Source organism: Oceanotoga teriensis, from assembly GCF_003148465.1.
GTDB lineage: Bacteria > Thermotogota > Thermotogae > Petrotogales > Petrotogaceae > Oceanotoga > Oceanotoga teriensis.
In genome coordinates this window covers 63,224-90,089 of sequence record NZ_QGGI01000003.1, presented here as the reverse complement: position 1 = coordinate 90,089, position 26,866 = coordinate 63,224, and the positions used below count along the sequence as shown (strand labels likewise).

The window sequence follows — 26,866 nt, the reverse complement described above, 5'->3', positions numbered from 1 at the left end:
AATAACAAAAAATACTTTTAATTTCATTAATATTTGCTTTTTATTAAATTTAATGATATAATATATATATCCGGATGAGAAATATTGCGCGCTAATCCCTAAAAGTAAGGGAGGTGGTAGTTTGATTACTACAGATAAGGTGATTTCAAATTGAGGTAGCTTTAAAAGCTACCTCTTTATTTTTAGTTACTGAATGATCTAGTTTTTTTATATTTAACCCAATTTACAGATATCATTATTAAAACTGATATCATTATTAAAGCACCAATCCATTGCATAAATGAAAATCTTTCTTTTAATATTATGAATGAAAATACTGCTGAAAAGACAGGCTCTCCTATAAATATTAAAGCTGTTGTATTTGTACTAACCACTTTTTGATATTTCAATTGAGCGAGTGTAGTCCATATTGTTGCAATTAATACCATATAAATACTTGCAGACATAGCAAATATACTTACATTCCAATTCTTTCCTATAGAAAAAATTGTATTTAATATTGCCACTGCTACAAATTGCCAGGTTAATAAAGATGTTTCTGATACTTTTTTAGAATATTTAGTCATTAAAACCATCTGTATTGCAAAAGATATTCCAGAGATAATCGTTAAAAAGTCTCCGAAATTGAATCCTTTTATTCCTCCAGAAAGCATATAAGAACCAATTATAGCTATAGGTAATCCTATTATTTGTTTCTTCTTTAATTTCTCTTTCTCTATTAAGTACGAAAATAACGGTACAAATATTATATAAAGAGATGTTATAAAACCACTTTTAGAAGCATCTGTAAATTGTAGACCATATGTTTGTGTTGTTTGACCTATACAAGTAAATATACCTATTATAAATCCGTATTTAAAAGATTGCTTTTTCCAAATTAATATACTTAATATAGCCGCTAACCAATATCTTATTGCTAAAAAAGCAAAAGAAGACATGCCTTGTATCGCTATTTTTTGTATTGGAAATGTTGAGCCCCATATTAAAGTAACAAATATGAGATTTATAAAAGCTTTAGATTGTCTTGACATATTTTCCTCCAATATTTTTTATAATAAATTTATTCAATTATATCAAAATAAATAAGATTTTATTAAATTTAATTCGTTTAACGAATTATTTATATTTTGTCCGTACTATATTTAATATAAAAATAGTATTTTATATTAAACATAATAATAAATTTAGCAAGGTGCGTGAAGATATGAAAGACAAAAAAGTTGATTTAACAAATTCAAACATTTTTAAGTCATTGGTTAAACTTTCCTTACCAATTGTAGGTACATCTTTTTTACAGATGGCATATAATTTAACAGATATATATTGGATTGGTAAAATGGGAAGTAATGCAGTAGCAGCAGTTGGAACTGCTGGTTTTTTTATGTGGTTTTCTAATTCTCTTTCTCTTATGCCAAAAACAGGTAGTGAAATAACTGTTTCTCAGTCTGTTGGAAAAAATGATATGAAAAATGCAAGATTATATGCTCAAAATGCTTTAACTATAGGTTTCATATTAGCTTTGATTTATTCTGTATTTTTAATTATTTTTAAAGCTCCTTTAATAAATTTTTTTAATATTCCCGACAAAAATGTAGTAGAAAGTTCTATAAGATATTTAAATATTGTAAGTTATGGAATGATCTTTGCATTTATTAATCCAGTTTTTACTGGAATTTTAAATGGTTATGGCGATAGTACAACCCCTTTCAAATACAATACTTACGGATTATTTATGAATATAATTCTTGATCCACTTTTCATATATGGATTTAAATTATATGAAGCTGGTGCAGCTTATGCAACTGTTTTATCTCAAATGTTTGTTTTTATTTTATTTTTATATAAAGTAAATATTAAAGGATATCCTTTAAATACTATGCGTTTTTTTAGAATGCCTGATAAAATTCATGCTTTAAAAATCATAAAACTTGGATTTCCAGTAGCTTTACAGAATGGACTTTTTGCATTTATTTCCATGAATATAGCAAGAATAATATCACAATGGGGTGCCGTTGCAATTGCTGTACAAAAAGTAGGTGCTCAAATAGAATCTATTTCTTGGATGACAGCAGGTGGTATAGCTACAGCATTAAGTTCTTTTACAGGTCAAAACTATGGAGCTAATAAACCTAATAGAATATTAAAAGGATATTTTTCAGCTTTAACTATATCTATGAGTATTGGTGCTTTTGCCACAATGCTTTTTCTTTTTCTTGGAGATAATATTTTTGCATTATTCATTCCTGGAGATTTTGAAGCTATATTTGAAGGTGCTGATTATTTAAGAATACAAGCTTATTCTCAAATACTCATGACAATTGAAATAACAACGATGGGAGCTTTCAATGGTCTTGGTAATACAATTCCACCTTCTTTAGTGAGTATAATATTCACATCTTTGAGAATTCCTATAGCTATTTTCTTATCAAATCAGATTGGCTTGAATGGTGTTTGGTGGACAATAAGTTTAACAAGTATGTTAAAAGGTATAGTAATTGCTATATGGTTTGCATTCTTTATAAAGAAATTTTTGAATAAAAAATGCTTAAATAATTCTATTTAAATTAAAAAAATCAAAACCTTGACTAAGGATATTTTATAGTCAAGGTTTTATTTATATAGAATTTCTTGTTTATCATAATTTTTTCTAATAACACATATATATATTTAATCTAATTTTTCCTCTAATAACAAAATATTCTTCTATTATAAATTTTATATTTATATCATTATCTTTGGAATAGTCAAATAAAGATTTATAATATATTGATTTATCTTCTAAATTTTCACATAAAACTTTTATAGCATCACATCTTTCAAATTTTTCAGTGTATGGATTTTTATTTTTTGAAAATGCAAAAATTTCCAAATCGTTTTTTTCTCTATTTAAATCTATTTTCATCATATGTTTTGAAATTATTTCAATATTATTTTTGTTTATTTTTTCATAAAAATAACCTATTTCTTTTCCATATTCATTATTTTTTATATTTGTTTTAATTTTAAAAATATAGCCACTTTTAAACTCAACTTTTTCAAAACTTATATTATAATTACATTCCGTATTACTATACTCTCCAGAAACCAGTATTCTTATTTTTTCTTTTTGTAAATTTAATATTTTTATCTGATCTTCTATTTCTAATAATCTATTATCCAATATTTTTGAAATTTCTATATTTGAATTATATATTATTTTTTTTATTTCATCTAATGATAAACCCAAATTTTTATAATTAAGAATTTCTTTTGATAATATAAACTGTTTTTCACCATAATATCTATATCCATTATCTCTATTTATTTCACAAGGTTTCAATAAATCTATTTCATCATAATATCTCAAAGTTTTCTTAGATAATTTTGAGATTAATGAAAATTCACCTATACTATACATTAAATATCACCTTCAATCATTTTTTTACTTAAAAAATAAAAAGTTAGCCTCAAAATAATAATATTATTTCTCATGTTGAATCTTTTGATTTCTTTACGATTAAAATCTTTTAATTTTCTCATCCTATTACACCTCCTAAAGTATTTATAAAAATTATAAATGTTCCCCCGATAGGAAGGTCAAGTTATTTTTTGTTAAATTATTATATATTATAAAATATTTATATTAATAATAATTCTAACTCTATTCTTAATAAATAAAAAAGCATTACTTATAAAAGTAATGCTTTATGCGAATTTTTTTATTATTTTTAAAAATTCTTCTTCATCTTTTTCTTTTTTTATAATTATTTTTTGTTTTAATTTATTTATTTTACTATAAAATATAGCTTTATCTATAAGTTTTTTATCATAATTTTTGTAAGCAAGTTCAAGAAATTCTTTTCCAAATGCATCTATCATCGGATAAACGTCTAATGCTGGATCTCCGAGTTTTATACCATCAAAATCATCTAAAAAAATTTCTTGATTCTCATTTTCATATATTTTAAATTTATTTAAACTTCCATGAATTAATTTACAACCTATTTGAATGTCATTTTTTAAATCTATGAATTTATCAAAATTATATTTTAAATATTCTATTTCATCTTTTTTTAAATAGGGAAAAACTTCTTTTTTAGCTTCTTTATAAATTTCTATTATCTTATCTTTAGAATTTCTAAGAGGTATTCTATAATCTAATATTTCTGGAGAAACAGAATGAAGCTGAGATAAAGATTTAAGTATTTTTTTATAAATATCTTTATTTTCTTTTATAGGATTCCCCTCTATTCTATAATAGTAATAATTATCAAGTATATCCATTTTAGAGATTCTATATTCAAGAATTTTTGGTATTTTAAATTCTATCTTTTCAGATAATTTCATCTTATTTTTTATAACACATTCCATTCCATTAAGCTCTTGCTTAGCAAATTTAAATACTTCTCTATCATTTATTATAGCTTTATAAAAATCTTCGTGACGAGCATCAAAAATATAATTATTTATAATTAAATCTGGTCTTATACTTTTTATCTTTCTAAGTATTTCTCCAGAACTAACCATTTTTAACCCTTCTTTCAAAAAATTATAGTGTTATATATCATATTAATTATAGTATTAATATATGAAAGAAGCTTTATCTATTCAATAATATTGTGAAAATTTTAATTATTGTATAAAGTGATTCATAATAAATCGCATTTTATTATTATTATATTTTTAACTATTATCACATAATTTTTATATATAATCACATTTTTTTACTTTTTATTTTATATTTCCTTTAAATAATATATATAATAATATATATAAGAAACAAAATTCAAAGGAGGCGATTTTTATGAAAAAAATTTTTACTTTATTAATTGTTTTATTTACTTTAAGTATTTTCTTTGCGGAGACTAATAATATTTTTACTTCAAAAGAATCTCTCAGTTCTGATGAAATAAATGCTATTTTATTAATGAGAGAAGAAGAAAAATTAGCAAGAGATGTTTATGACTATTTTGCCAATCTATATAATTCAAAAATTTTTTATAATATTTCAAATAGCGAGCAAAAACATACAGATTCTGTAAAAAATATTATAGAAAAATATAATTTAGAAGATCCTTTTATAAACTCTACTGGAGTATTTGAAAATGAAGAATTACAAAACATTTATAATGATTTAATCGAAAAAGGAAGCAATTCATATATTGATGCTTTAAAAATTGGAGCCATGATTGAAGAATTAGATATTAAAGATATCAGAGATTCTTTAAATTATATAGATAATGAAGATATAATATTTGTGTTCAATAATCTTGAAAAAGGTTCTGTAAACCATTTAAACTCTTTTATGAAGAATATAGAAAAATTAAATTCACAATATTCACCAATATATTTATCTGAAGACGAATTCTATAAATTAATAAAATAAAAAGCCTTTAAAGGCTTTTTATTTTAATTACAGATTCTCTTTCTTTTAAAATTGTGGGTAATAATATTTTTCTTTTAACTGCACTTTTACATCTATTCTCTATTCTTTCAATTAATAAATTTGCAGCATTAACACCTATTTCTGTTCTTGGCTGAGCTATAGTAGTAAGAGCGGGATATGTATAAGCTGAATAAAAATCATCATCAAAACCCATTACAGATATTTCTTCAGGTATTTTGATTCCTTTTTCATGCAAACATTTTATTCCTCCCATTGCTTGCCAATCATTAGTATAAAATATGGCTGTAACTCTATCTCTTTCATCTTCTAAGTACTTTTTTGTGGCATTATATCCATGTTCAGCTTTATATCCACCTTTTTCAAAATAAATATCAAGATCTTTTTTCTTATATGCATAATCAATAAAAGCTTTTTTTCTTTCAGAAAAAGAATAAATTGTTTTATCTCCAGTAATAAAGAGTATTTTTTTATGACCTTTTTTATAAAGATATTCAATTGCTTTTAATCCAGAATTATAATTATCTATACTAACTGAATCTATTTGAATTTCACTATCTTTTCTATCAACAACTACAACTGGAATAGCAGAATTTATTAATTTTTCTATATAATTTTCATCTTCTTTAGATGTGCAAATAATTATTCCATCTACTTTTCTTAAAAGAAGTTCATCTAAAACAGCTACTTCTTTTTTTAAAAGACTGTTGGTTGTAGTTAAAAACATTTCATAATTTTGTTCCAATAATTGTTTTTCTATGCCATCAACTATTATATTATAATGTTGTCCTCTAATATTTGGAATTAATACTCCTATAGTTTTTTTTGATGATTTTTTTAACATATCTGTTCTCGTATAACCAAATTCTTTTAAAATTTTTAAAACTTTTTTTCTAGTTTCTTCTGAAACATTTTTCTTTCCATTTAATACTCTTGATATTGTTGTTATAGAAATTCCAGAATATTTTGAAATATCTCTAAGCGTTGTCATTTTTTCACCTCTATTTAAATATAACCTAAAACTCCGAAAAAATTCGGAGTTTATTTTAAATAATTATATGGAAATTTTGCAAAATCAATCATATCATCAGGTATTTCATTATTTTTAATTATTTCTTTAAATATGTAATAAGAAGGTCTTGGTGTCCTTTTTTTAGTTTTAAAATCAATACTTATAATGCCAAATCTTTTATTTAATCCTTTTGCCCATTCATAATTATCTGAATAGCTCCAATGAAGATAACCAAAAACATCTGCTCCTTCTTTTATAGCTTCATTCATCATTATTAAATGACTTATTAAATAATTTTTTCGAGAGATATCTTCTTCATCTGATAATCCATTTTCTGTTATTATCATAGGTTTATTATATCTTTCTTTTAAGGCTAAAAGTAATTCCTTTAATCCCTCTGGATATATTTCCCAACCAATATCAGAAACCGGTCTATTATCTTTAGATTTACTCATTCCAACACAACTTTGCCCATATCCGGAAATTGATTTTATATCATGAGGTGTTTTTTCAAACATTGTTCTCGAATAGTAATTAATTCCTATAAAATCACATCTTTTTTCAAGATCTTTTCTATATCTTTTTTCATCTTCAAAATTTTCTTTATATACTCCTTTTGTTATCATATCCATAAAATAATATGCAGATTTATACATTGCTTCATCACATATATTTTTATTCTCATCTAAGGTTGTCGCCCAAGTAAAAGCATATATTAATCCTATAGGTTTTTTTGTATAGTTTTTCATCGAGTCATAAGCTCTTGCATGTGCTTGTGCTTGATTTTTTAATGCTTTGATATAATAAAGTTCATTCATTATAGCAGGAGGAAATCCAGCCATACAATTCAAATATCCCAAAGAAGAAACTACTTGAGGTTCATTTTCAGTACTCCAATAATCAACTACTTCATCAAATTCATAAGCCATAAATGCTGCATATTTTACAAACTCTATTATTGTATCTTCATCAACCCATCCAAAAGGGCCCTGTCTTAAATTATTTACTTTTATTGGATCATGTATCCATAACGGTAATGTGAAATGCCATAAGTTTAAAAATATTTTCATTCCTTTATTTTTGGCATCATTCATAATATTTTTATAATCTTCTATAGCTTTCTTATCTGCTATTTTCTTTAACTCTTTTATAGTTTCTTCAGTAATTTTTATATCTATTATATCCTTTTTTTCTCTTAAAATATCAACTTTTATATCTTTTGTGCTTTCTTTAAAAATCCTAGACCATTCGACACCCAGTCTTAATATATTGCAACCCATCTTTTTCATATATGAATGATCTTCTTCATAATAGTTAAAATAATCTGGACCATCTTCAGGTTTATCTCCACTAACAATACCATTCTCTATATTCAAACTATTATTAACCCATTTATACCAATCTGTATTTTTGTCTATATATTTACCAGATTTATCTCCCATTTCGAATTGAAATCCTGAAATAGAAAATCCCCATAAAAAATCTTTTTCAAACTTGTACATTTAAATACCTCCATATCTATAAACTGAATAAAACATTATGATTTTTTTCAACTTCTATAAATCCCTTTTTATCTTTTGAACTTTTATAAAATTCTTCTACTTTTTTATTTATATCTTCTGGTAAAAATTTTTCATTTTTATTCCATTTGTTTCCTATATCCGGTATAGACTTTAAAAGCATTTTTGTATATGGATGAATTGGATTATTATAAACAAGAGATGTTTCTCCTTTTTCAACAAGATTACCCTTATGCATTATAAGAGTTGTATCACTTATATAGTATCCAAGTGAAAGATCATGTGTTATAAACAATACAGCCATACCTTTTTCTTTACATATTTTTGCAAGAAGATTCAAAACATCTATTCTTGTGGATGCATCTAACATACTTATTAATTCATCAGCAATTAGAACATCAACATCCATTATCAAAGCTCTTGCTATTAAAAGTCTTTGAAGTTGACCACCACTTAATTGATGAGGATATTTTTTCAATATGAATTCCGGATTCATTCCAACACATTCTAAAGAATCCCTTATTTTCTCATTTTTATTTTTACTTTCTCCAATAAAATTTTTAAATATCATATCAAATATTCTATCTATTTTAAAAAGCGGATTAAATGATGCAAATGGATCTTGAAAAATACCTTGAACCTTTTTATAATATTTTCTTTTATCTTTATATTCTAAATTTATATCCTTATCTTTATAATAAATATTCCCTGATGAAGGTTTTAATAATCTTAATATGAGTTTTCCAATTGTTGTTTTTCCACTTCCACTTTCTCCTATAAGGGATATTATCTCTCCCTTTTTTATTTCAAATGTAATATTATTAACTGCATGAATTTTTTTCTTAGATAAAATTCCTATTGAAAAATCTTTTTGTAAATTTTCTACTTTCATCAAAGTATTAGGCATTTTTATCACCTTCGATCTGTTTGTAATTCCAACAAGAAATTACATGATTTTCATCTATTTTCTTTTGAATTGGGGTTTCTTTAGAACATATTTCTGTTGCATATTTACATCTAAACCTAAATCTACAACCGTCTCCTATATTCAAAAGATTTGGAGGTGTACCTTCTATTCCTTTGAGTTTTTCATTAATATACTGAACATTGTTTTTAGGTAATGAAGATATTAAAGCCTTTGTATAAGGATGTTTTGGAGACTTTATTATGATATCAGAGTCTGCTATTTCTGCTACATGACCAGCATACATAATCATTATTCTATCAGCAACTTGGTATAATATTGATAAATCATGAGTTATAAACATGGCAGATCCGATTATTTTTCTATCTCTGAAATCAGATATCATATTTGCAACAAATCTCTGAGAACTAACATCTAAAGCTGAAGTAACTTCATCACATATTAGCAAATCCGGATCTAAAAGAGTTGATATTACCATTACAAGTCTTTGTTTCATACCCCCAGAAAGTTCTATTGAGTAATTATCCAAAATAGATGGTGATAAGTTCACTAAACTCAATCTTTCTTTTACTTTGTCAAAAAAATTTTTATCTGGATTTATTCCATGCTGAGAAACTATATCAGAAATAAATATTTTTATTTTTTTAGTTGGACTAAAAGCATCCATAGCAAATTGAGGTATTATAGATAAATTTTTAAATCTTAATTTATTCATTTCTTTATTTTTTAAATTCATAATATTTGTTCCATTTAAAATAGCTTCTCCAGATATATAATTTAATGGCTTTTTCAAGAGAATTAATCCATTTCCAAGAGTAGATTTACCACATCCAGATTCTCCAGCAACACCTAATATTTCTCCTTTTTTTATTTCAAAATCAATTCCATCTATAGCTTTGACATATCCCCTTAATGTCTTATAATAAAGTTTCAAATCTTTAACTTCAAGTATTTTATCATTCATATAAATCACATCTCTCTCAATGTAGGATTAAAGACTTCATCAAGACCCGTATTTATAAAATAAAGTGAAGTCACTAAAACAGTCAATATAACTCCTGGTAATATAGCCCACCACCAAAGACCCAATTGTATTGCATTCCAATTCACAGCATTTTGCATTATAAGGCCCAATGAAATTCCTCTTGTAGGACCTAATCCTATAAAATCGAGACTAACAGAAGTCAAAATTGCACCTGCAAATTGCAAAATATAAACCATAAATACATATGAAAACATGTTATAAGCTATATCATCTTTTATTATTTTAAAAGATGATGCTCCAGAAATTCTTGAAAGATTGACAAACTCTTTATTTCTTAATGATAAAGTTTGTGAACGTACGGCTCTTGCAACCCAAGGCCATGATGTAAATCCAATTATCATACTTTGAGTAATTACACCTCTATAAGGCAAATATGCAGATAATATTATTAATAAAGCTATTGTTGGTATTACAAGCAACATATTAGTCATCATCATCAATAATTCATCAAGAAAAGAACCACTTTTATATCCTGCAAAAAAACCTATTATCAAACCTATTATAGTTCCTATAGTTCCTCCTATAAAGCCAACTACAAAAGTAGATCTAAGTCCATAAATAACTTGAGAAAATATATCTCTTCCAAATATACTTGTTCCCATAAAATGTTCTAATGAAGGGCTTAAATATGGTTGCCCTGCAAACTCTTCATAATCATAAGGAGCTATTAAAGGGCCAAAAATTGCCACTATTAAAAGGAATAAAAATATTGAAATTCCTATTATAACTTTTTTATTTCTCAATGCAAAATATAAATTGTCATTCTTTTTAATTTTTTCTATAAAACTCATTTTATCAAACCTCCCCAGAGAAAGAAAATCTAACTCGTGGATCTATTAACATGTATACTATGTCTACGAGGAAATTTGCAACCAATACTCCTATTACAATGAATAAAAAACAACCTTGAACAAGAAAATAATCTTGATTTAGAATGGCTTTCAAAAGCGTATAGCCTATTCCAGGATATGAAAAAACTATTTCTGTTGTAAATGCTCCAGCAACTATAGTTCCCAATTGAAGTGCAAGACCTGTTACTTGGGGAAGTATAGCATTTCTAAATGCATATTTTCTTATAAGTTTTTCAGAACTTCCCAATGATTCCATATATTTTGAGTAATTTGAACCCATTTCATAAATGATCATATTTCTCATTCCTATTGCCCATCCACCTAACATAACTATAAAAAGTGATAAAAATGGTAAAATCCAATGATGTAAAAAATCCAATATGAAATCCATTCTTAATCCTGGGACCATTATATTACTATATGCTCCATTGATTGGAAACCATTCTAACTTAACTCCAAAAAAGAACACTAATAAAACGGCAAACCAGAAATAAGGCGAAGATGTTAAAACATAAAAAAATGGCATCATTATATTATCAACTTTTTTGTTTACACCTGACCTTGCTCCAAGTTTATTACCAACAACCCAACTTAAAAGTATTGCAGGTATTAAAAGCAAAATATCATATACAAGTGCTTGAGAAATTATTTCTGAAACTTTCTTTGGATATAAGTAAATACTTATACCGAGATCACCTGTAAACAAGGATTTCCAAAAACTAAAATATTGAGTCAACAATGGTTGATCAAGTCCAAAAGATTTAGTAAAAGTGCTTCTAACTATCTCACTACTATTTTCAAGGCCATTAAACCTCGAAAGAAGCATAGATATAGGATCTCCTGGCATAAATCTTGGAATTGCCCAATCTAATGTAACAGCAAAGAAAAAAGTTATCATATATATAATTATTTTTTTTCTGAGATATTTACCCATTTTATCCTCCTTCAATATTGAATAAAAACAGGCTCCGAGGAGCCTGTTATTTTAATTGGCAGGTTTCATATTTAAAAGCATATTTAAACCACCTATTTGCCATTTTCCCCCCCAAGTACTTGGATAACCTATAGGATTATCCTCTGTTGGATAGTTTGTCCAATAAGAAGTAGAACCTTGGAACCACATACCGTTATACCATAATGGTATTGAAGGCATTTCTTCTAATAATATTTTTTCTATATTTGATGCTATTTCTTTACTATTTGAAGATCCTTCTTTTGCAAAATTAAATTTTATAATCAAATCAAATAAATCTTTATTTTCATATCTTCCCCAATTACCTTGAGTTATTTCATTTGTATATATTCTATTTGAAGCTACCCAATTCCAATATGTCCAAGGTGTTTTAGATACACTTGAACTTGCATTATCTATAAGCATATCAAATCCACCCTTTTGTCTCATAGATAGAAAAACAGAATAATCTGGGAATTTTGCATTAACATTTATCCCAACTTCTCTCAATCCAGATGCTATTATTTTTGCCGCTTCCATCCAATCTGTCCAGCCATTAGGAACAACAAGTTCAAGACTTATTGTTTTTCCATCTGGTGTTTCTACATAACCATCTTTATTTATATCTTTATAGCCATTTTCAGCCAAAATTGTTTTTGCTTTTGAAGGATTATAATTAAATCCATAATTTTTTTCTATATCTTTATCTATATAAGATTTCCAAGAATCAATAGGTATAAGCCCTGTAGCTCCTGCTGGTTGAACTTGTTCTTCATAAACTTTCTCTGCTATCATTTCACTATTTATTGCAAAAGATACAGCTCTTCTAAAATTAGAATCATCCATAGGTTTTTTGTTTACATCCATAAATAATATTGCTACGTTTTCAGGTAACATGTATGGAGCTTCTTTATAATATGTAGTTAAATTATACAAAGATTTTATCCTTGGTACACCAGGTATAAAGAAATTTGAAATATCCAATTCACCTTTCATAAGCATTCCTAATGAAACATTGTTTCCTGAAATTTGCATATAAACAATTCTTTTAGGTGCAGGTTTTCCAAATAAATTATTCCCCCACCAATTTTCATTTCTTATCCAAATCATTCTATCGGCACCAACAGCATCATATTTATACATGCCTGTTCCCATTGGATATTTATTAGCTGTTTCAAGTAATTCTTTCTGTGTCATATTTTCCCATATATGATGTGGCATTATAGGTTGCTGATATAAAAAATATGACCATTCATGATATCTTGATTCTTTAAAAGTTATTTTAACTTGATATTTTCCAATTATTTCAACATCAGATACATAATTCCAAACATTTGAATAACTCAATTCATACTTTCTTGAAATATCAAATGTAAAATAAACATCATTAGAATCAAAAGTATTTCCATCGGCCCAATTTATACCTTTTTTTAGAGTTAAAAGATATTCATTATCTGATATCCATTCGCCTTTTTCAGCAAGCCATGGTTTCAAATTATTTGAAAGAGGATCATAAGTAAAAAGTGTTTCATATACTAATCCAACGGTTCCAGTTGTAGCATTCCATGGAGTAAAAGGATTCCAATTAGTTGGTGTATTCCACAACCCCCCACCAGCAACAAAAGTTTCATTTCTATCATAAGTTTCTCCAAAAGATAGATTAAAAGCAAATACTATCAAACTTATAACTAAAAAAATCTTAAAAAATTTCTTCAATTTGTTTCCCCCCTTTTTTCATAGTTCATCAAAATTTTAGCATGAAACAATTTTCATGAAAAGTTTCAGGTCTATTGAAAGATTTGTTTCATAAGTATTTATTGTTAAATAAACATTTTAATCTCTTCAAACCTTTTATTTTCTTAATCATTTATTTATAAAAAATACAAATATATTTAATGATTTATATTTTTAATCATAATTTTTATTTCTATAATAATGTAAAATATTTCATATTTTTTGCAAAGTATATTAAATATGTTATAATATATTTAAAGCAATTTTTATATTTTCTTAATGAATTAAAAAGGATTTGGAGGATTTGTATGGATACTTTAGATTTGATAACTTTAAGAGAATGTTTTAAAAAAAGTAATGAAGAAATTATCAAAATATATCAAGGACAAGAAAATGCTCCTGTTTTTAAAGAAGACTACAACTCTAAAAAATTGAATATTTATAATCATTTAAAAAAATATAAAGATATCAAAATAATTAATTTTTGGGATTCGGATTATCCTGAAAATTTAAAAATTATTAAAGACCCTCCAGTAATTTTGTATTATAAAGGAGATATTTCTCTTATAAAAACAAAAACTGTTTCTATAGTGGGTACGAGAAAACCAACAGCTTATGGAATAAAAACAACTGAAGAATTTTGTGAAATATTAAGTGATTATACAACTGTAAGTGGTATGGCTTACGGAATAGATTCTGCTGTACATAAAAATTCTAAAAACACTATAGCTGTTCTTGGGAATGGTGTAGATTCGGCTTATCCTAAAGGAAATCAGAAACTTTATGAAAAACTTTGTAATGAAAATCTTGTAATTTCAGAATTTATACCTGGTAGTACACCTTTTAAACACACTTTTCCATATAGAAATAGAATAATTGCTGGTTTTTCAGATAAAACAATAGTAATAGAGGCAGCAAAAAAAAGTGGATCCTTGATTACCGCACGTTATGCTTTAGAGTTTGGCAGAGATGTTCTTGCAGTTCCAGGTGATATTACAAGAGTAAATTCATATGGAACAAATTATTTAATATATTCTGGAGCAACACCTATAATATCTAAAAAAATTTTAAAAGAAATTTTTAATATAAGCATTTCTGGAGAAAAATTAAACACAAATAATTCTCTTGAAAATCAATTAATAGATTTAATAAAAAATAACATAAATACAGTTGATTTAATATGCAATAAACTCAATGAAGATGTTTCAATAGTTTTATCTACATTGATGAATCTTGAAATTAAATCAATAATTTCACAAGAATCAGGTGTTTACTTTCTACTTTAAGGGGGAATATTATGCCAATATTGAGACAGGAAGAAATTAAAAAACTTGTATCTGCTGATTATTATGATCCTTTTTATTTTTTAGGTATTCATAAAATGAATAAAAAGCAATTTGTAATCAGAACTTTGCAACCTTTTGCAGAAGTGGTACAGCTTGTCAGTGATATTAGCAATGATTTTTTTAAAAAAATCGATGAAAACGGTTTATTTGAAATAATTATTGATGCAAATGACTTTTTTGAATATGAATTGCTATATACTGGAAAAAATAAGAAGAAATGGCAAACAAAAGATCCTTATTCTTTTTTACCTGTATTTGGTGATTTAGATAAGTACTTATTTAAGAATGGAACACATTATAATATATATGAAAAACTTGGAGCACATGTTATGAAAATAAAAGATGTAGAAGGAACTTTATTTTCAGTATGGGCACCAAATGCTAAAAGAGTAAGTGTAGTAGGTTCATTTAATGGTTGGGATGGAAGAATTCATCAAATGAGAGTTCTTGGAGATAGTGGTGTATGGGAAATTTTTATTCCAAATGTAAAATCTGGAGATATATATAAATATGAAATAAAGACTCAAAGCAATGATATTCTTTTAAAATCAGATCCTTATGCATTCTTTAATGAAATGAGACCAGCAAATGCATCTGTTGTTTTTGATATAAATGATTTTAAATGGAAAGATTCTAAATGGATGAAAAAAAGATCTAAAAATAATTTTAAAGAAAAACCCATGAATGTTTATGAAGTTCATGCAGGATCTTGGAAGAGAAAAGAAGAAAATAATTTTTTAAATTATAAAGAACTCGCTGATGATTTAGTAGTATATCTAAAAGAAAATAACTTTACTCATATAGAATTGATGCCAATATCTGAACATCCATTGGATATGTCATGGGGTTATCAAATAACGGGCTATTTTGCTCCATCTTCGAGGTTTGGAACTCCAAAAGATTTTATGTATTTTGTAGATAAAATGCATAGAAATAATATAGGAGTTATATTAGACTGGGTTCCAGGACATTTTCCAAAAGATGAACATTCTTTGGGTCGATTTGATGGAACTGCACTTTATGAACATAAAGATCCAAGACTCGGAGAACATATAGATTGGGGTACTTATATATTTAATTATGGTAGAAATGAAGTCAGTAATTTTCTAATCTCAAATGCTCTTTTTTGGGCAAAAATTTATCATATAGATGGTTTGAGAGTAGATGCTGTTGCATCTATGTTATACCTTGATTATAGCCGTAAAGATGGCGAATGGATACCAAATAAATATGGTGGCAGAGAAAATCTTGAAGCCATTGAATTTTTTAAGCATCTGAACTCTATATTAAAAAATGATTTTCCAGGTTTTTTAACAATAGCAGAAGAGTCTACTTCTTTTCCTGGAGTAACTCAAAAAGTTGAAAATAATGGATTGGGATTTGATTTGAAATGGAATATGGGATGGATGCATGATTCTCTTGAATACTTTGAAAAAGAACCTATATACAGAAAATATCATCAAAATGAAATAACTTTTTCTATGGTTTATTCATTCTCTGAAAATTTTATACTTTCCATTTCTCATGATGAGGTTGTATACGGGAAAAAATCTATGATCGAAAAAATGCCTGGAGATTTATGGCAAAAATTTGCAAATTTAAGGCTTTATTATACTTTTATGTATTCACATCCTGGAAAAAAACTTTTATTTATGGGAAGTGAGTTTGCTCAATATAAGGAATGGGATTTTAATCATTCTTTAGATTGGCATCTTTTGAATGAAGAATATAATTATAGTTTGAGTAAATTTTTCAAAGATATTACAAACATTTATTTAAACAAAAAACCTTTATATGAAATAGACTTTGATCCGACTGGATTTGAGTGGATCGATATAAACGATTCAGAAAATTCTATTATTAGCTTTTTAAGAAAAGATAATAATAATAACTTTATAGTTTGTATTTTTAATTTTACTCCAGTTATCAGAGAAAACTATAGAATCGGTGTTCCAAAATCAGGTATATATAAACAAATATTTAATTCTGATAAAGATATTTATTCTGGATCAAATTGGGGTATAATAGAAGAAATAAATTCTGAAAATATACCTTGGCATGGAAAAGATTTTTCTATAAATATTACATTACCTCCTTTAAGTGGTATATTTTTTGAATTAAAATAAAATAGAGGTGATTTCATGAAAGCTATAATACTTGCAGGAGGATCTGGTGAAAGATTTTGGCCATTATCCAATTCAAAAACTCCAAAACAATTTTTAAAAATATTCTCAAATAAAAGTCTTTTAAGGGAAACTTTTGAAAGACTTAATCATAAACTTTCAAAAGATGATATTTTTGTGGTTACTTCTGAAAAACATTTTATTAACACAAAAAATGATATACCCGAATTATCTGAAAATAATATAATTCTTGAACCTATTGCGAGGAATACTGCTCCCGCTTGTATGTTGGCAACTCTGTGTGCGAAAAATGATGATATAGTACTAATTCTACCAGCAGATCATTATATACCTGATTGGATAAATTTTTGGAAAACTGTGGACTTAGCTATAAAAGCAGCTGAAAATGATTCTTTGATAACTTTTGGTATATCACCAAATAGACCTGAAACAGGTTATGGTTATATAGAAAAAAGTGAAGAAATATCTAAAGATATTTTTAATGTAAAATCATTTAGAGAAAAGCCAAATTTAGATACTGCTATTGATTTTTTAAAAAGTAATAATTTTCTTTGGAATAGTGGCATGTTTGTATGGAAAAAATCTGTTTTTATGAATGAAATGAAACTTTATAATAGAGATATGTATGATAAAATGAATGAATTAAATCCAAAAAATATTGAAAAATTGAGAAAAATAATGCCTGAAGTGGAAAGAATAAGTATAGATTATGCTTTAATGGAAAAATCTAAAAATGTAAAATGTATACAATCAAATTTCACATGGTCTGATGTTGGAAATTGGGTTTCTGTAAGAGAACTTGAAGGATATTCCGATAAAAAAGAAAATATATATCTTTTTAATTCAAAAAATGTTTTTATTCATAGCAATAAAAAAGTGGGTATAGTAGGACTCGAAAATATAGTTTTAATAGAAACTGATGATGGAATTTTGATATCTAAAGAAGACTCTGTTCAAAATGTTAGAAATATTGTAGAACAATTAAAAAAAGAAGATAAATTTTAAAATAATAACGGTTTTTAACCGTTATTATTTTTTTAGCATAATTTTTTTACACCATCTTCTATTTTTATTTCATATATTTCACATTTTAAACCCATTTCATCAAAATAATTTCTATTAACAAAATTTTTGAATTCATTTATATTTTTTTTATCTATAAGAGCTATTGCACAACCTCCAAATCCAGCACCAGTCATACGTGATCCTATACAAGATTCATGAGATTGAGCTATAGAAACTATACAGTCTAAGTATTTTCCTGTAACTTCATAATCATTTTTTAATGATTCATGAGATTTATTGAGTATTTCACCAAAAAATTTTATATTATTATTATTATTTAAAGCCTCTATACTTTTATATACTCGCTTATTTTCTTTTATTACATGTTTTGCCCTTTTAAAAAGAACTTTTTCATCTTTTAAATATTCTAAATCTTCAATATCTGCTTGGCATAGATGCTCTATTTTTTTATGTTCTTGTATAATATTTAAAGCTTCTTCACATTCTTTTCTTCTTTCATTGTACTTTGATTCTCCAAGACCTCTTTTTTTATTAGTGTTTAAAATCATTAATCTATAATCTCCAAAATTAGTTGGTATATATGTATAATCAAGTTTATCAGTGTTCAAAAGTATTGCATTGTCCTTTTTACCAAAAGCTACTGAAAATTGATCCATAATCCCAGAATTTATACCAAGAAATTTATTTTCTACTTTTTTCCCCAACATTGATAAATATTTTTTATCTATATTTTTATAATCACTCATATCTAAAAACATAAATCCCATTAAAACTTCTAAAGCAGCAGATGAAGATAATCCTGAACTATCTGGTAATGTAGAATACAAAAGAATATCGAATCCTTTTATATTAAAATTATCTTCTTTCAAATATTTTATTATACCTTTAATATAATTACCCCAACCATCCTCTTTATTAAAAAATAAATCTGATTTTATATCTATTTTTATTGAATTTGGAATATTCATAGATATGACTTTTATTAAATTATCTTCTCTTTCTCTTATAAATCCATATATACCAATCGAAAGTGCTGCTGGAAGTACTTTTCCACCATTATAATCAATATGTTCACCTATGAGATTCACTCTCCCTGGACAAAAATATAAACTTATATTTTTGTCACTCTTTCCATATATTTTCAAAAATTCATTATAAAATTTTTTCATAAAATCACCTCATAAAAGATCTTTAAATTTTTTTATATTATTCCTTAAAATTTCTGCTGTATCTTCAACTAAAAGGGTATTTGTAGCGGCCCATGCTCCCATTTCACTTGAAGCGTACCATTTTATTCTATCTTTATCTCTCAATGGTGGATAAAATTCTATGTGAAAATGGAAATATTTATGAGAATCTTTATATTCATTGCTATTAACTGGGCTCTGATGTACAACCATCATATAAGGAAAAATTTTATCAAATATATTATCAAATCCTCCGGTAAGATATTTTAAAATTTCAGCTAAATCTCTTTTTTCATTATCATTGAATTGTGAAAGATTTGATTTATGATTTTTTGAGACTATGAATGCTCCATAAGGATAATCTGTGAAGAATGGTAAATAAGATATAAAATTATTATTTTCTATTAAAATTCGTTTCTCAAAATTTTTTTCTTTTTTATTCATCTCACACAATAAACATTTTTTATTTTTATTATAATATTCTTTACAACTATCAAGTTCTGCTTTTATTTTTAAAGGTATCCATGAATATGCATATAATTGTCCATGTGGATGAGGCATTGTAACTCCAACTTCTTTACCCCTATTTTCAAATGGAAATACATATTTTATTTTTTCATCTTTAGATAAATCATTATTTCGCTCTTGCCATAGATCGATTAATTCTTTAATATGTTCTAAACTTAGTTGAGGTAATGTAACATTATGATCTGGTGAATATAATATTACTTCACATTTACCATAATTTTCTTTTATTCTATAAAGATCATCATCTTCTAATTCTGGAATATCTGGATTTTGTTTTAAAGTTGGAAAATCATTATCATATTTAAAAACCGTATAATTATCAGGAACATTTTTTCCTTCTCCTGGACAAAAAGGACACCAATCTTGAGGCATATGAGGTCTTTTTTGTCTATTACCTGCAACCATTGTATATGTCCTTAATAATGGATTCCATCTCAATTCAGCCATTAATATCACCTCTTATTTTTAATGATGAATCTCTTATTAATAATTCTATTTCAAGTTTTTGTTTTAATAATTTTTGTTTTGGATTTTTAATTTTTTTATATAACATGTTAAAAGCTTCTTCTCCTAATTTTTCTTTATTAACTCTAATTGTACTAAGAGAAGGAGTTATTAAAGAAGAAAATTTTATATCATCAAAACCAATAACACCAATTTCATATGGTACTTTTATATTGTTTTCTTTCAATGCTTTCAAAACTCCAAAAGCTATCAAATCATTGTAGCAAAAGACACCATCAAATTTTTTATTTTCTTTTAATAATTTTAATATTGTTTTATAACCTGCTTCAACATGTTTTCCTTCATGTATTTTTTCACATATAATTATGTTATTTTTATAATTTAGATCATTTTCATTTAGAGCTTTTTTAAATCCTTCAATTCTATGTTTTGAAGCAGAATTAAAAAGTTCATCTGAAATCATTATTATATTTTTAAACCCTTGATCTATTAGATGTTTAGTTGCAAGATATCCTCCCTCTAAATCATTATTATATATTTCATCCATATCCCAACCTATTATATTTCTACCAACACATACAATTGGAAACTTATTTGAAATTAACCCTTTTATATCTTCATATTTTTTTTGCATTGGAAATAATAAAATGCCATCTACTCTTCTTTCTATAAATACTTCAACTGCTTTTGATTCATTTTCATATAATCCTTCAGAATTCATAACTATTAATTGATAATCCTTTTTTCTTGCACTTTTTTCAATAGAATTAAAAACTTCTGAAAAAAAAGGATTTGAACTATCTGGAATTATAACTCCTATTATTTTACTGTATTTAGACTTTAAAAGTGAAGCATATGAATTTCTTACATATCCCATTTCTTTTGCTTTTTTTAATATTTTATTTTTTGTATCTTCATTTATATCTGGCTTATTATTTAAAGCTCTGGATACAGTATTTATAGAAACACCCATTTCTTTTGCGACATCTTTTATAGTTATATATTTTTTTGTCATAATTATCCTCCTCACCGGTAACGTTCACGGTAGTTGTTATAATTTTAATACAAAAAAATTACTTTTAAGTATAGAAAAAGTTACAAAAAAAGGAAGTCGCTATTAAGCGGCTTCCTCAAAATGGTTTAATTCAACTTCAGTTTCACCATCAAAACTTTCATCTAAAGCAAATTTTAACGATATTAAAGCTATTTTTAATTGTTCATCATCTGGTTCATTAGTAGTTATTTTTTGAAGCATTAATCCAGGATATGCCAAAATTTTACCTATAGGATTATCTATTATTTTAGCTGTCAATCTTTGAAACTCATAAGCTACTCCAGCAACAAGAGGTAACAAAACTATTCTTGAAATAATTTTTTCCCATATAGTGTTGAATCCAAGACCTCCTGAAATAGAAAATACTATTATTGAAGCAAATACTGTTATCAATATAAAACTTGTTCCACATCTTGGATGAAGTGTTGTAAAAACTCTTGCATTCTCTACTTTCAAATCTTTGTTACTTTCATAATTATAAACACTTTTATGTTCAGCACCATGATATTCAAAAACTCTTTTTATATCTTTCATTCTTGCTATTGCAGCAATATAACCTATAACTAGAAATCCTCTAACTATACCTTCAAAAAAAGCAAACCAAAATTCAGATTGTATATTAAAAGGTTTTGCTATTATGACAGGAAGTACTCCAAATCCAAATGTTGCAACTATAAAAGCAAGAATAATTGAAAATATCATATCTTTTTTTGTAAATTCTTCTTCTTCTTCACCTGACATTTTTGCCGAATAAGAAAGTGCCCCCATACCAGTTATCATCGCGTGTAAAAGCACAAAAAAACCTCTTATGAATGGTATCTTTTCTATAATTCCCCATGATTTATCTTTTATTCTTTTTACAGCCACTTTACCATTAGTTTTTTTTACGGCTACTACTGTGTTTATAGCTTTCATCATTACTCCTTCTATTACAGCCTGGCCTCCAACACTTTTTGGTTTATTCATCTTCTAACCTCCTAATTACCTCTTCAGAAATCCCATCTTCAGTAACTAGATAATAAAATTTTAAAGCCTCTTTTTCAATACTATGTTTACCTTTTAAAACTATGGAAGCCTTTTTACGAAATTCATACCTCGTATTTTTATCCATATTTGCAACATCTTTTACTATTGAAATTAACCGCGTGTCATTTCTACACGCGGTAATAATTTCATTAATTATCTTTTCAGATATCATTCTTGAATTTCTTCAACCTGTTTTGATGAAACTTTAAATTTTATACCGGTTCTTGTTTCAGAGCCCACCTCAACTTCTACGAATCCAGGAATTACGAATAATATTTTCCCCTTAGATTCTACAAATCTTCTCGATATTGCTATTGCTTTTACAGCCTGATTAACTGCACCTGCACCTATTGCCTGGATTTCGACTTCATCAGTCTTTGATAGTACTCCTGCAATAGCTCCAGCTACTTTGTTAGGGGCTGATGAATGACTGACTTTTAATATTTCCATCTTTGAGCTCTCCTCCTTATGTGTTAAGAATTCACTATATATTTTATCATAATTTTACGTTTTTTCAAAATTGGATTATGAAAAAGTTAATATTCCTTTTCCATTTTTTTTAGATATGTAAAGATTCTTATCTGAAATTTCAAGATATTTATAAATATTTTCATCTTTTTTTATAACTCCGCCAGCTGAAAAAGTAAAAGTATTTTCAGATTTAAAATCTTTTAATATGTTTTCTATTATTTCTTTTATCTTTTCTTTTTCTGTATTATGTAAAAATATTATGAATTCATCCCCACCAATTCTAAATATATTATCTGTTTTTCTTATATATTTTCTAACTGTATCTGAAAATTTTATCAATATTTCATCGCCATATGAATGTCCATATGTATCATTTATTTTTTTGAAATTATCTATGTCAATCATAACTATACCAAGAGATTTTTCATCAGTTATATTTAATTTTTCAATATATTTTTCATAGCTATTTCTATTTCGAAATTTACATAAAGGATCTATCTCCGCTTCTGTTTTTAAAATATTTATAGCTATTTTATTTTCTAAAATCATAGAGCTTTGTTTTTTTAAATATTCCATTATTTCTATTTGTTCATCAGATATTGGATTTAATGAATATTTATTATCACATATTATGAATCCATATATTTTTTCATTCAATTTTATGGGCATTATTGCAAGTTCTCCGACTATTCCAAGTTTATTTATTGTTATCAAAGGCATAGAACTCAATGGAAGTTTTTCTGATTTGTTTTTTATGAGTATATTTTTTATATAGTCATTTTTTTTGATTATTTTTTCTGATATTTTTATACTTTTTAATTTGTTTAGAAATTTTTCATCTTCTTCTATTAATTCTAGATCGTTTTTATTTTCAAGTATATTCATTTCTATTTTATTAGCTTTTTTACATTTATCATATTCAAAAAAATAAAGCATCGATTTTTTTGCCGAGATCACTTCATAATTTTCATTATATTTTTTGAATAAAATAGCTCTATCAAAACCAGCACCTTGATCACTCGTAAGAATTTTTAATATTGAATTTATAAGATCTTCAAACTCTGTTTCAGGTTTATATGCTTTTTCTATCAACTTGTTTATATTCAAAAGTATGTTAGCAAGTTTATTACCTTTTAACATTATATCCATTATAAATGAAGCTGGCAATTTTTTAGTTTTTGATATCAAATTGACCAATAAATTTGGTAAATCTGACATTAGTTCTTCATATTCAAAATCTAAACTGTGTGCACTACCTATTATTTTAAGATTTTGTTGTTCAATATTATTTACCTCTATTATCTCATTTAAATAAATAGATTTAAATGAATTTGTAAGTTTTATAAACCTATATATATTATCAGGAACATCTATAGGATCTTTGTAGATTTTTATGTCAATTTTAAAATTATAATAAAAACTTTTATCCAGATTATAAAAAAAATATATCATACCAGGATCAACATTAATATTTTTTATATACTTTTCATATTTTATATCATAAAACATAAAATCACCTTAGACTAAAAAACTCTTCGAGCCTTATTATTATACCCGAAGAGTTTGTCAATTTCAATTTATTTACATTTCAGTTATTTGAATCCAAGTCTTTACAATTGATTTTAATATTTCTTCTGGTGTAAAGAGTTCTCCATTAGTCTTTGTTAAAGATTCTATATGTCTATTTATTTTATTTAATTTTGAAAGTTCATGCACATACTGTCCTAAATTTAATTCTGGAACTATTATAGCTTGAGCATTTTTAAATATTCTTTTAAACCTTGAAGTTGGAATTGGCCATATCGTTATTGGTTTAAAAAGACCTACAGGTATTTTATCTGCTCTGGCCATTTTTACAGCTCTCAAAGCACTTCTTGCAGTTGAGCCATAAGCTACAACAACTATTTCTGCATCATGTAACATATATTCATCATATATAGAAATATCTTCTGTATATAATCTTATTTTTGTGTCCAAATGTTGTATCATTTTTTCAGATAGATCTGGATTTCTTACAGGGAAACCTGTTTCATCATGTACAAGTCCAGAAACATGAAATCTTGTTTTTCCCATTTCAACTAATGGTTGTACTCCAACTCCTTCAGTAACATCAAATGGATGAAATAAATCATCATCACTTAATTCTTCTTCTTTTTTTCTTTCTATGTTTTCAGGATATTCATCTTCATATTCAAGATAAACACTTTCTCTCATATGACCTAAAACTTCATCCATCAAAAGAATTACAGGAGTTCTGTATTTTTCAGCATAGTTAAATGCAACCGTAGTATATTTAAAAACTTCTTCAACTGTAGATGGATATAAAACTATTATCTGATGATCTCCATGAGTTCCCCATCTAACCTGCATGATATCACCTTGTGCAGGTTTAGTTGGCATACCTGTACTCGGACCACCCCTCATTACATCAACAAAAACACATGGTGTTTCTGTCATTATTCCATATCCTAAAGCTTCTTGCATAAGAGAAAAACCAGGACCACTTGTAGCAGTCATAGATTTTGTTCCTGCTAAAGAAGCTCCTATTATTGCTGCTGCACTTGCTATTTCATCTTCCATCTGTATAAATGTTCCTCCAACCTTTGGAAGTTCTCTCGCCATAGTTTCAGCTACTTCTGTAGATGGAGTTATCGGATATCCTGCAAAGAATTTGCAACCTGCTTTTATAGCTGCTTTTGCTGCTGCTTCATTTCCTTGCATGAAATACATTTTACCCATAAGTTTACACCACCCTAATAGTTTATTCTTTTTCTACAATGTTTATAGCAAAATCAGGACAAATTCTTTCACATTGTAAACAACCTATGCATTTGCTGTGATCTGGTATTTCTGGTCTTCCAAAATCCCCAGCAACTATTGTCTTTGTAGGGCATATCCAGTAACATAAACCACATTTTTTACAATAGTTCCTGTTTATGTTTACTTCAAAACTTTTTTTGGCTGGCATTTCTGCACCTCCATTTTATTTTTAGCCTATTATACTTATAAAGACACCTGCTGCAACTGCTGAACCTATTACTCCTGCAACATTTGGACCCATTGCATGCATTAATATGAAATTAGAAGGATCTTCTGATTGTGCGACTTGTTGAGCAACTCTTGCTGAATCTGGTACAGCTGATACACCCGCTGCTCCTATCAATGGATTTACTTTTTCTTTTGAAAAAACATTCATTAATTTCGCAAAGAGTATCCCTGAAGATAGAGCTATTATAAATGCCGTAGCTCCTAAAAGCATTATTTTTAATGTTTGAGTTGTTAAAAATATTTCAGCAGTAGCCGATGCACCAACAGAAACCATGAGCAATATGGTAACTGTATCTAAGATAAATCTTGAAGCAGCTTCTGCTAATCTTGAGGTAACTCCAGATTCTTTAAGTAAATTTCCAAGCATTAACATTCCAAGAAGAGGTAAAGCTTGTGGAACTATTAGAGTTACAACTAATGTAGTAATTATAGGGAATATTATCTTCTCTTTTTTACTTACAGTTCTTAATCTTTTCATCCTTATCAATCTTTCTTCTTTAGTTGTCAAGAGTTTTGAAACTACTGGTTGAAGTATAGGAATTAAAGCTATATAAGAATAAGCCGCAACAGCTATTACGGATAAGAGTTCTGGTGCAAACTTAGTTGATAAATATATAGATGTCGGTCCATCTGCTCCACCAATTATAGAAATTGATGCAGCCCCTGCAAGACTAAATCCCATAGTCTTTGCGAGTATAAAAGATATAAAGATTCCAACTTGTGCCGCAGCACCTAAAAGAACCAATTTTGGATTTGCTATGAGATATGAAAAGTCAGTTATTGCTCCTATTCCCAAGAAAATTAAAGGTGGATATATACCCAAATCCATTCCTTGTTTTATATACCATAATAATCCGCCTACCTGTCCATTTTCTGGAGCAGAAAGTATTCCTGTAACTTCTGGAGGGATATTTGCCATTATCATCCCAAATCCAAGAGGGATCAACAAAAGTGGTTCTGCATGTTTTACTATAGCAACATATATTATAAGTGAACCAAGACATATCATCAAAATATGTTGCCAAGTTAAAAATGCAAATCCACTGTTAGAAAAAAAACTCAGTAAATTTAGTCCTTCCTGTAGCTCCATCGTTTTACCTCCCAAAATATATAAATAAAAAGTATTTTCAAGACTATTATAAAACTATA

General features: G+C 26.6%; 25 protein-coding genes. 5 read left to right on the top strand and 20 right to left on the bottom strand.

Annotated elements, in window-relative coordinates:
• Positions 1 to 182: 182 nt before the first annotated feature.
• The gene (locus tag C7380_RS03105) at positions 183 to 1,031 is read right to left on the bottom strand and encodes a DMT family transporter (protein WP_109604026.1); all 849 of its coding nucleotides are present in this window, start codon (positions 1,029 to 1,031) and stop codon (positions 183 to 185) included.
• 173 nt (positions 1,032 to 1,204) lie between these two features.
• Here C7380_RS03105 and C7380_RS03100 point away from each other — a divergent pair, with 173 nt between their 5' ends.
• Entirely contained in the window at positions 1,205 to 2,563 is a 1,359-nt protein-coding gene (locus tag C7380_RS03100; RefSeq protein ID WP_109604025.1) for an MATE family efflux transporter, read from the top strand.
• Positions 2,564 to 2,647: 84 nt separating this feature from the next.
• On the opposite strand, the gene C7380_RS03095 is transcribed toward C7380_RS03100, so the two are convergent.
• Complete coding sequence (locus tag C7380_RS03095; protein ID WP_109604024.1) at positions 2,648 to 3,397, bottom strand: MerR family transcriptional regulator; 750 nt, start codon at positions 3,395 to 3,397, stop codon at positions 2,648 to 2,650.
• Between the two features lie 287 nt (positions 3,398 to 3,684).
• Positions 3,685 to 4,506, bottom strand: a complete 822-nt coding sequence (locus tag C7380_RS03090; protein WP_109604023.1) for a hypothetical protein — start codon at positions 4,504 to 4,506, stop codon at positions 3,685 to 3,687.
• 277 nt (positions 4,507 to 4,783) lie between these two features.
• Between C7380_RS03090 and C7380_RS03085 the strand changes: the two genes are divergently transcribed.
• Positions 4,784 to 5,365: a DUF2202 domain-containing protein gene (locus C7380_RS03085; RefSeq protein WP_109604022.1), complete on the top strand. Its 582-nt coding sequence runs from the start codon at positions 4,784 to 4,786 to the stop codon at positions 5,363 to 5,365.
• Between the two features lie 7 nt (positions 5,366 to 5,372).
• Here the strand turns inward: C7380_RS03085 and C7380_RS03080 are convergent, their stop codons facing one another.
• Genes C7380_RS03080 through C7380_RS03050 form a run of 7 tightly spaced genes read right to left on the bottom strand, consistent with a single transcriptional unit; the run spans position 5,373 to position 13,404 of the window.
• Positions 5,373 to 6,374, bottom strand: coding sequence for a LacI family DNA-binding transcriptional regulator (locus C7380_RS03080; protein ID WP_109604021.1), 1,002 nt, complete (start codon positions 6,372 to 6,374; stop codon positions 5,373 to 5,375).
• A gap of 50 nt (positions 6,375 to 6,424) precedes the next feature.
• Positions 6,425 to 7,897 carry a beta-galactosidase BgaS gene (gene bgaS, locus C7380_RS03075; protein WP_109604020.1) on the bottom strand — a complete coding sequence of 491 codons (1,473 nt, stop codon included), beginning with the start codon at positions 7,895 to 7,897 and terminating at the stop codon, positions 6,425 to 6,427.
• A gap of 16 nt (positions 7,898 to 7,913) precedes the next feature.
• Positions 7,914 to 8,822, bottom strand: coding sequence for an ABC transporter ATP-binding protein (locus C7380_RS03070; protein WP_109604019.1), 909 nt, complete (start codon positions 8,820 to 8,822; stop codon positions 7,914 to 7,916).
• The gene (locus C7380_RS03065) at positions 8,815 to 9,804 is read right to left on the bottom strand and encodes an ABC transporter ATP-binding protein (RefSeq protein ID WP_109604018.1); all 990 of its coding nucleotides are present in this window, start codon (positions 9,802 to 9,804) and stop codon (positions 8,815 to 8,817) included. The genes C7380_RS03070 and C7380_RS03065 overlap by 8 nt, the downstream gene beginning before the upstream one ends.
• 5 nt (positions 9,805 to 9,809) lie before the next feature.
• The gene (locus C7380_RS03060) at positions 9,810 to 10,676 is read right to left on the bottom strand and encodes an ABC transporter permease (RefSeq protein WP_109604017.1); all 867 of its coding nucleotides are present in this window, start codon (positions 10,674 to 10,676) and stop codon (positions 9,810 to 9,812) included.
• A 4-nt stretch (positions 10,677 to 10,680) separates the two neighbouring features.
• Entirely contained in the window at positions 10,681 to 11,670 is a 990-nt protein-coding gene (locus C7380_RS03055) for an ABC transporter permease (protein WP_109604016.1), read from the bottom strand.
• Positions 11,671 to 11,721: 51 nt separating this feature from the next.
• Entirely contained in the window at positions 11,722 to 13,404 is a 1,683-nt protein-coding gene (locus C7380_RS03050; RefSeq protein WP_109604015.1) for an ABC transporter substrate-binding protein, read from the bottom strand.
• Between the two features lie 326 nt (positions 13,405 to 13,730).
• On the opposite strand from C7380_RS03050, the gene dprA reads away from it, so the two are divergent.
• From dprA to C7380_RS03035, 3 genes are read left to right on the top strand one after another with little or no spacing between them, the layout of a single operon-like run.
• Complete coding sequence (dprA, locus tag C7380_RS03045) at positions 13,731 to 14,708, top strand: DNA-processing protein DprA (protein WP_158274761.1); 978 nt, start codon at positions 13,731 to 13,733, stop codon at positions 14,706 to 14,708.
• Between the two features lie 11 nt (positions 14,709 to 14,719).
• On the top strand, positions 14,720 to 16,894 hold the full coding sequence (gene glgB, locus C7380_RS03040; RefSeq protein ID WP_109604013.1) for a 1,4-alpha-glucan branching protein GlgB: 2,175 nt from the start codon (positions 14,720 to 14,722) through the stop codon (positions 16,892 to 16,894).
• Positions 16,895 to 16,909: 15 nt separating this feature from the next.
• Positions 16,910 to 17,917, top strand: coding sequence for a mannose-1-phosphate guanylyltransferase (locus C7380_RS03035; RefSeq protein ID WP_109604012.1), 1,008 nt, complete (start codon positions 16,910 to 16,912; stop codon positions 17,915 to 17,917).
• Positions 17,918 to 17,949: 32 nt separating this feature from the next.
• On the opposite strand, the gene C7380_RS03030 is transcribed toward C7380_RS03035, so the two are convergent.
• The 10 genes from C7380_RS03030 to C7380_RS02985 all read right to left on the bottom strand — a co-directional run bounded on the left by C7380_RS03030 (position 17,950) and on the right by C7380_RS02985 (position 26,807).
• Positions 17,950 to 19,107, bottom strand: a complete 1,158-nt coding sequence (locus tag C7380_RS03030) for a galactokinase (RefSeq protein ID WP_109604011.1) — start codon at positions 19,105 to 19,107, stop codon at positions 17,950 to 17,952.
• Positions 19,108 to 19,116: 9 nt separating this feature from the next.
• Entirely contained in the window at positions 19,117 to 20,100 is a 984-nt protein-coding gene (gene galT, locus C7380_RS03025) for a galactose-1-phosphate uridylyltransferase (protein WP_109604010.1), read from the bottom strand.
• Positions 20,093 to 21,133, bottom strand: coding sequence for a LacI family DNA-binding transcriptional regulator (locus C7380_RS03020; RefSeq protein ID WP_109604009.1), 1,041 nt, complete (start codon positions 21,131 to 21,133; stop codon positions 20,093 to 20,095). Before C7380_RS03020 ends, galT begins: the two co-directional genes overlap by 8 nt.
• Before the next feature lie 102 nt (positions 21,134 to 21,235).
• Positions 21,236 to 22,138, bottom strand: a complete 903-nt coding sequence (locus C7380_RS03015) for a DUF1385 domain-containing protein (RefSeq protein ID WP_109604008.1) — start codon at positions 22,136 to 22,138, stop codon at positions 21,236 to 21,238.
• Positions 22,131 to 22,370, bottom strand: a complete 240-nt coding sequence (locus C7380_RS03010) for a hypothetical protein (protein ID WP_109604007.1) — start codon at positions 22,368 to 22,370, stop codon at positions 22,131 to 22,133. Before C7380_RS03010 ends, C7380_RS03015 begins: the two co-directional genes overlap by 8 nt.
• Positions 22,367 to 22,648: a stage V sporulation protein S gene (locus tag C7380_RS03005; protein ID WP_109604006.1), complete on the bottom strand. Its 282-nt coding sequence runs from the start codon at positions 22,646 to 22,648 to the stop codon at positions 22,367 to 22,369. Before C7380_RS03005 ends, C7380_RS03010 begins: the two co-directional genes overlap by 4 nt.
• Before the next feature lie 75 nt (positions 22,649 to 22,723).
• A complete protein-coding gene (locus tag C7380_RS03000) occupies positions 22,724 to 24,178 on the bottom strand; it encodes a GGDEF domain-containing protein (protein WP_109604005.1) in 1,455 nt (484 codons plus the stop codon).
• A 72-nt stretch (positions 24,179 to 24,250) separates the two neighbouring features.
• On the bottom strand, positions 24,251 to 25,408 hold the full coding sequence (locus tag C7380_RS02995; RefSeq protein WP_109604004.1) for a 2-oxoacid:acceptor oxidoreductase subunit alpha: 1,158 nt from the start codon (positions 25,406 to 25,408) through the stop codon (positions 24,251 to 24,253).
• A gap of 22 nt (positions 25,409 to 25,430) precedes the next feature.
• Positions 25,431 to 25,637 (bottom strand): ATP-binding protein, encoded by a 207-nt coding sequence (locus tag C7380_RS02990; protein ID WP_109604003.1) that lies wholly within the window; start codon positions 25,635 to 25,637, stop codon positions 25,431 to 25,433.
• 21 nt (positions 25,638 to 25,658) lie between these two features.
• A complete protein-coding gene (locus C7380_RS02985) occupies positions 25,659 to 26,807 on the bottom strand; it encodes a sodium ion-translocating decarboxylase subunit beta (protein ID WP_109604002.1) in 1,149 nt (382 codons plus the stop codon).
• Positions 26,808 to 26,866 lie beyond the last annotated feature (59 nt).

Coding starts and splice junctions, on each gene's coding strand:
- C7380_RS03105 (WP_109604026.1), bottom strand. CDS start 1,031: ATGTCAAGACAATCTAAAGCTTTTATAAATCTCATATTTGTTACTTTA.
- C7380_RS03100 (WP_109604025.1), top strand. CDS start 1,205: ATGAAAGACAAAAAAGTTGATTTAACAAATTCAAACATTTTTAAGTCA.
- C7380_RS03095 (WP_109604024.1), bottom strand. CDS start 3,397: ATGTATAGTATAGGTGAATTTTCATTAATCTCAAAATTATCTAAGAAA.
- C7380_RS03090 (WP_109604023.1), bottom strand. CDS start 4,506: ATGGTTAGTTCTGGAGAAATACTTAGAAAGATAAAAAGTATAAGACCA.
- C7380_RS03085 (WP_109604022.1), top strand. CDS start 4,784: ATGAAAAAAATTTTTACTTTATTAATTGTTTTATTTACTTTAAGTATT.
- C7380_RS03080 (WP_109604021.1), bottom strand. CDS start 6,374: ATGACAACGCTTAGAGATATTTCAAAATATTCTGGAATTTCTATAACA.
- bgaS (WP_109604020.1), bottom strand. CDS start 7,897: ATGTACAAGTTTGAAAAAGATTTTTTATGGGGATTTTCTATTTCAGGA.
- C7380_RS03070 (WP_109604019.1), bottom strand. CDS start 8,822: ATGCCTAATACTTTGATGAAAGTAGAAAATTTACAAAAAGATTTTTCA.
- C7380_RS03065 (WP_109604018.1), bottom strand. CDS start 9,804: ATGAATGATAAAATACTTGAAGTTAAAGATTTGAAACTTTATTATAAG.
- C7380_RS03060 (WP_109604017.1), bottom strand. CDS start 10,676: ATGAGTTTTATAGAAAAAATTAAAAAGAATGACAATTTATATTTTGCA.
- C7380_RS03055 (WP_109604016.1), bottom strand. CDS start 11,670: ATGGGTAAATATCTCAGAAAAAAAATAATTATATATATGATAACTTTT.
- dprA (WP_158274761.1), top strand. CDS start 13,731: ATGGATACTTTAGATTTGATAACTTTAAGAGAATGTTTTAAAAAAAGT.
- glgB (WP_109604013.1), top strand. CDS start 14,720: ATGCCAATATTGAGACAGGAAGAAATTAAAAAACTTGTATCTGCTGAT.
- C7380_RS03035 (WP_109604012.1), top strand. CDS start 16,910: ATGAAAGCTATAATACTTGCAGGAGGATCTGGTGAAAGATTTTGGCCA.
- C7380_RS03030 (WP_109604011.1), bottom strand. CDS start 19,107: ATGAAAAAATTTTATAATGAATTTTTGAAAATATATGGAAAGAGTGAC.
- galT (WP_109604010.1), bottom strand. CDS start 20,100: ATGGCTGAATTGAGATGGAATCCATTATTAAGGACATATACAATGGTT.
- C7380_RS03020 (WP_109604009.1), bottom strand. CDS start 21,133: ATGACAAAAAAATATATAACTATAAAAGATGTCGCAAAAGAAATGGGT.
- C7380_RS03015 (WP_109604008.1), bottom strand. CDS start 22,138: ATGAATAAACCAAAAAGTGTTGGAGGCCAGGCTGTAATAGAAGGAGTA.
- C7380_RS03010 (WP_109604007.1), bottom strand. CDS start 22,370: ATGATATCTGAAAAGATAATTAATGAAATTATTACCGCGTGTAGAAAT.
- C7380_RS03005 (WP_109604006.1), bottom strand. CDS start 22,648: ATGGAAATATTAAAAGTCAGTCATTCATCAGCCCCTAACAAAGTAGCT.
- C7380_RS03000 (WP_109604005.1), bottom strand. CDS start 24,178: ATGTTTTATGATATAAAATATGAAAAGTATATAAAAAATATTAATGTT.
- C7380_RS02995 (WP_109604004.1), bottom strand. CDS start 25,408: ATGGGTAAAATGTATTTCATGCAAGGAAATGAAGCAGCAGCAAAAGCA.
- C7380_RS02990 (WP_109604003.1), bottom strand. CDS start 25,637: ATGCCAGCCAAAAAAAGTTTTGAAGTAAACATAAACAGGAACTATTGT.
- C7380_RS02985 (WP_109604002.1), bottom strand. CDS start 26,807: ATGGAGCTACAGGAAGGACTAAATTTACTGAGTTTTTTTTCTAACAGT.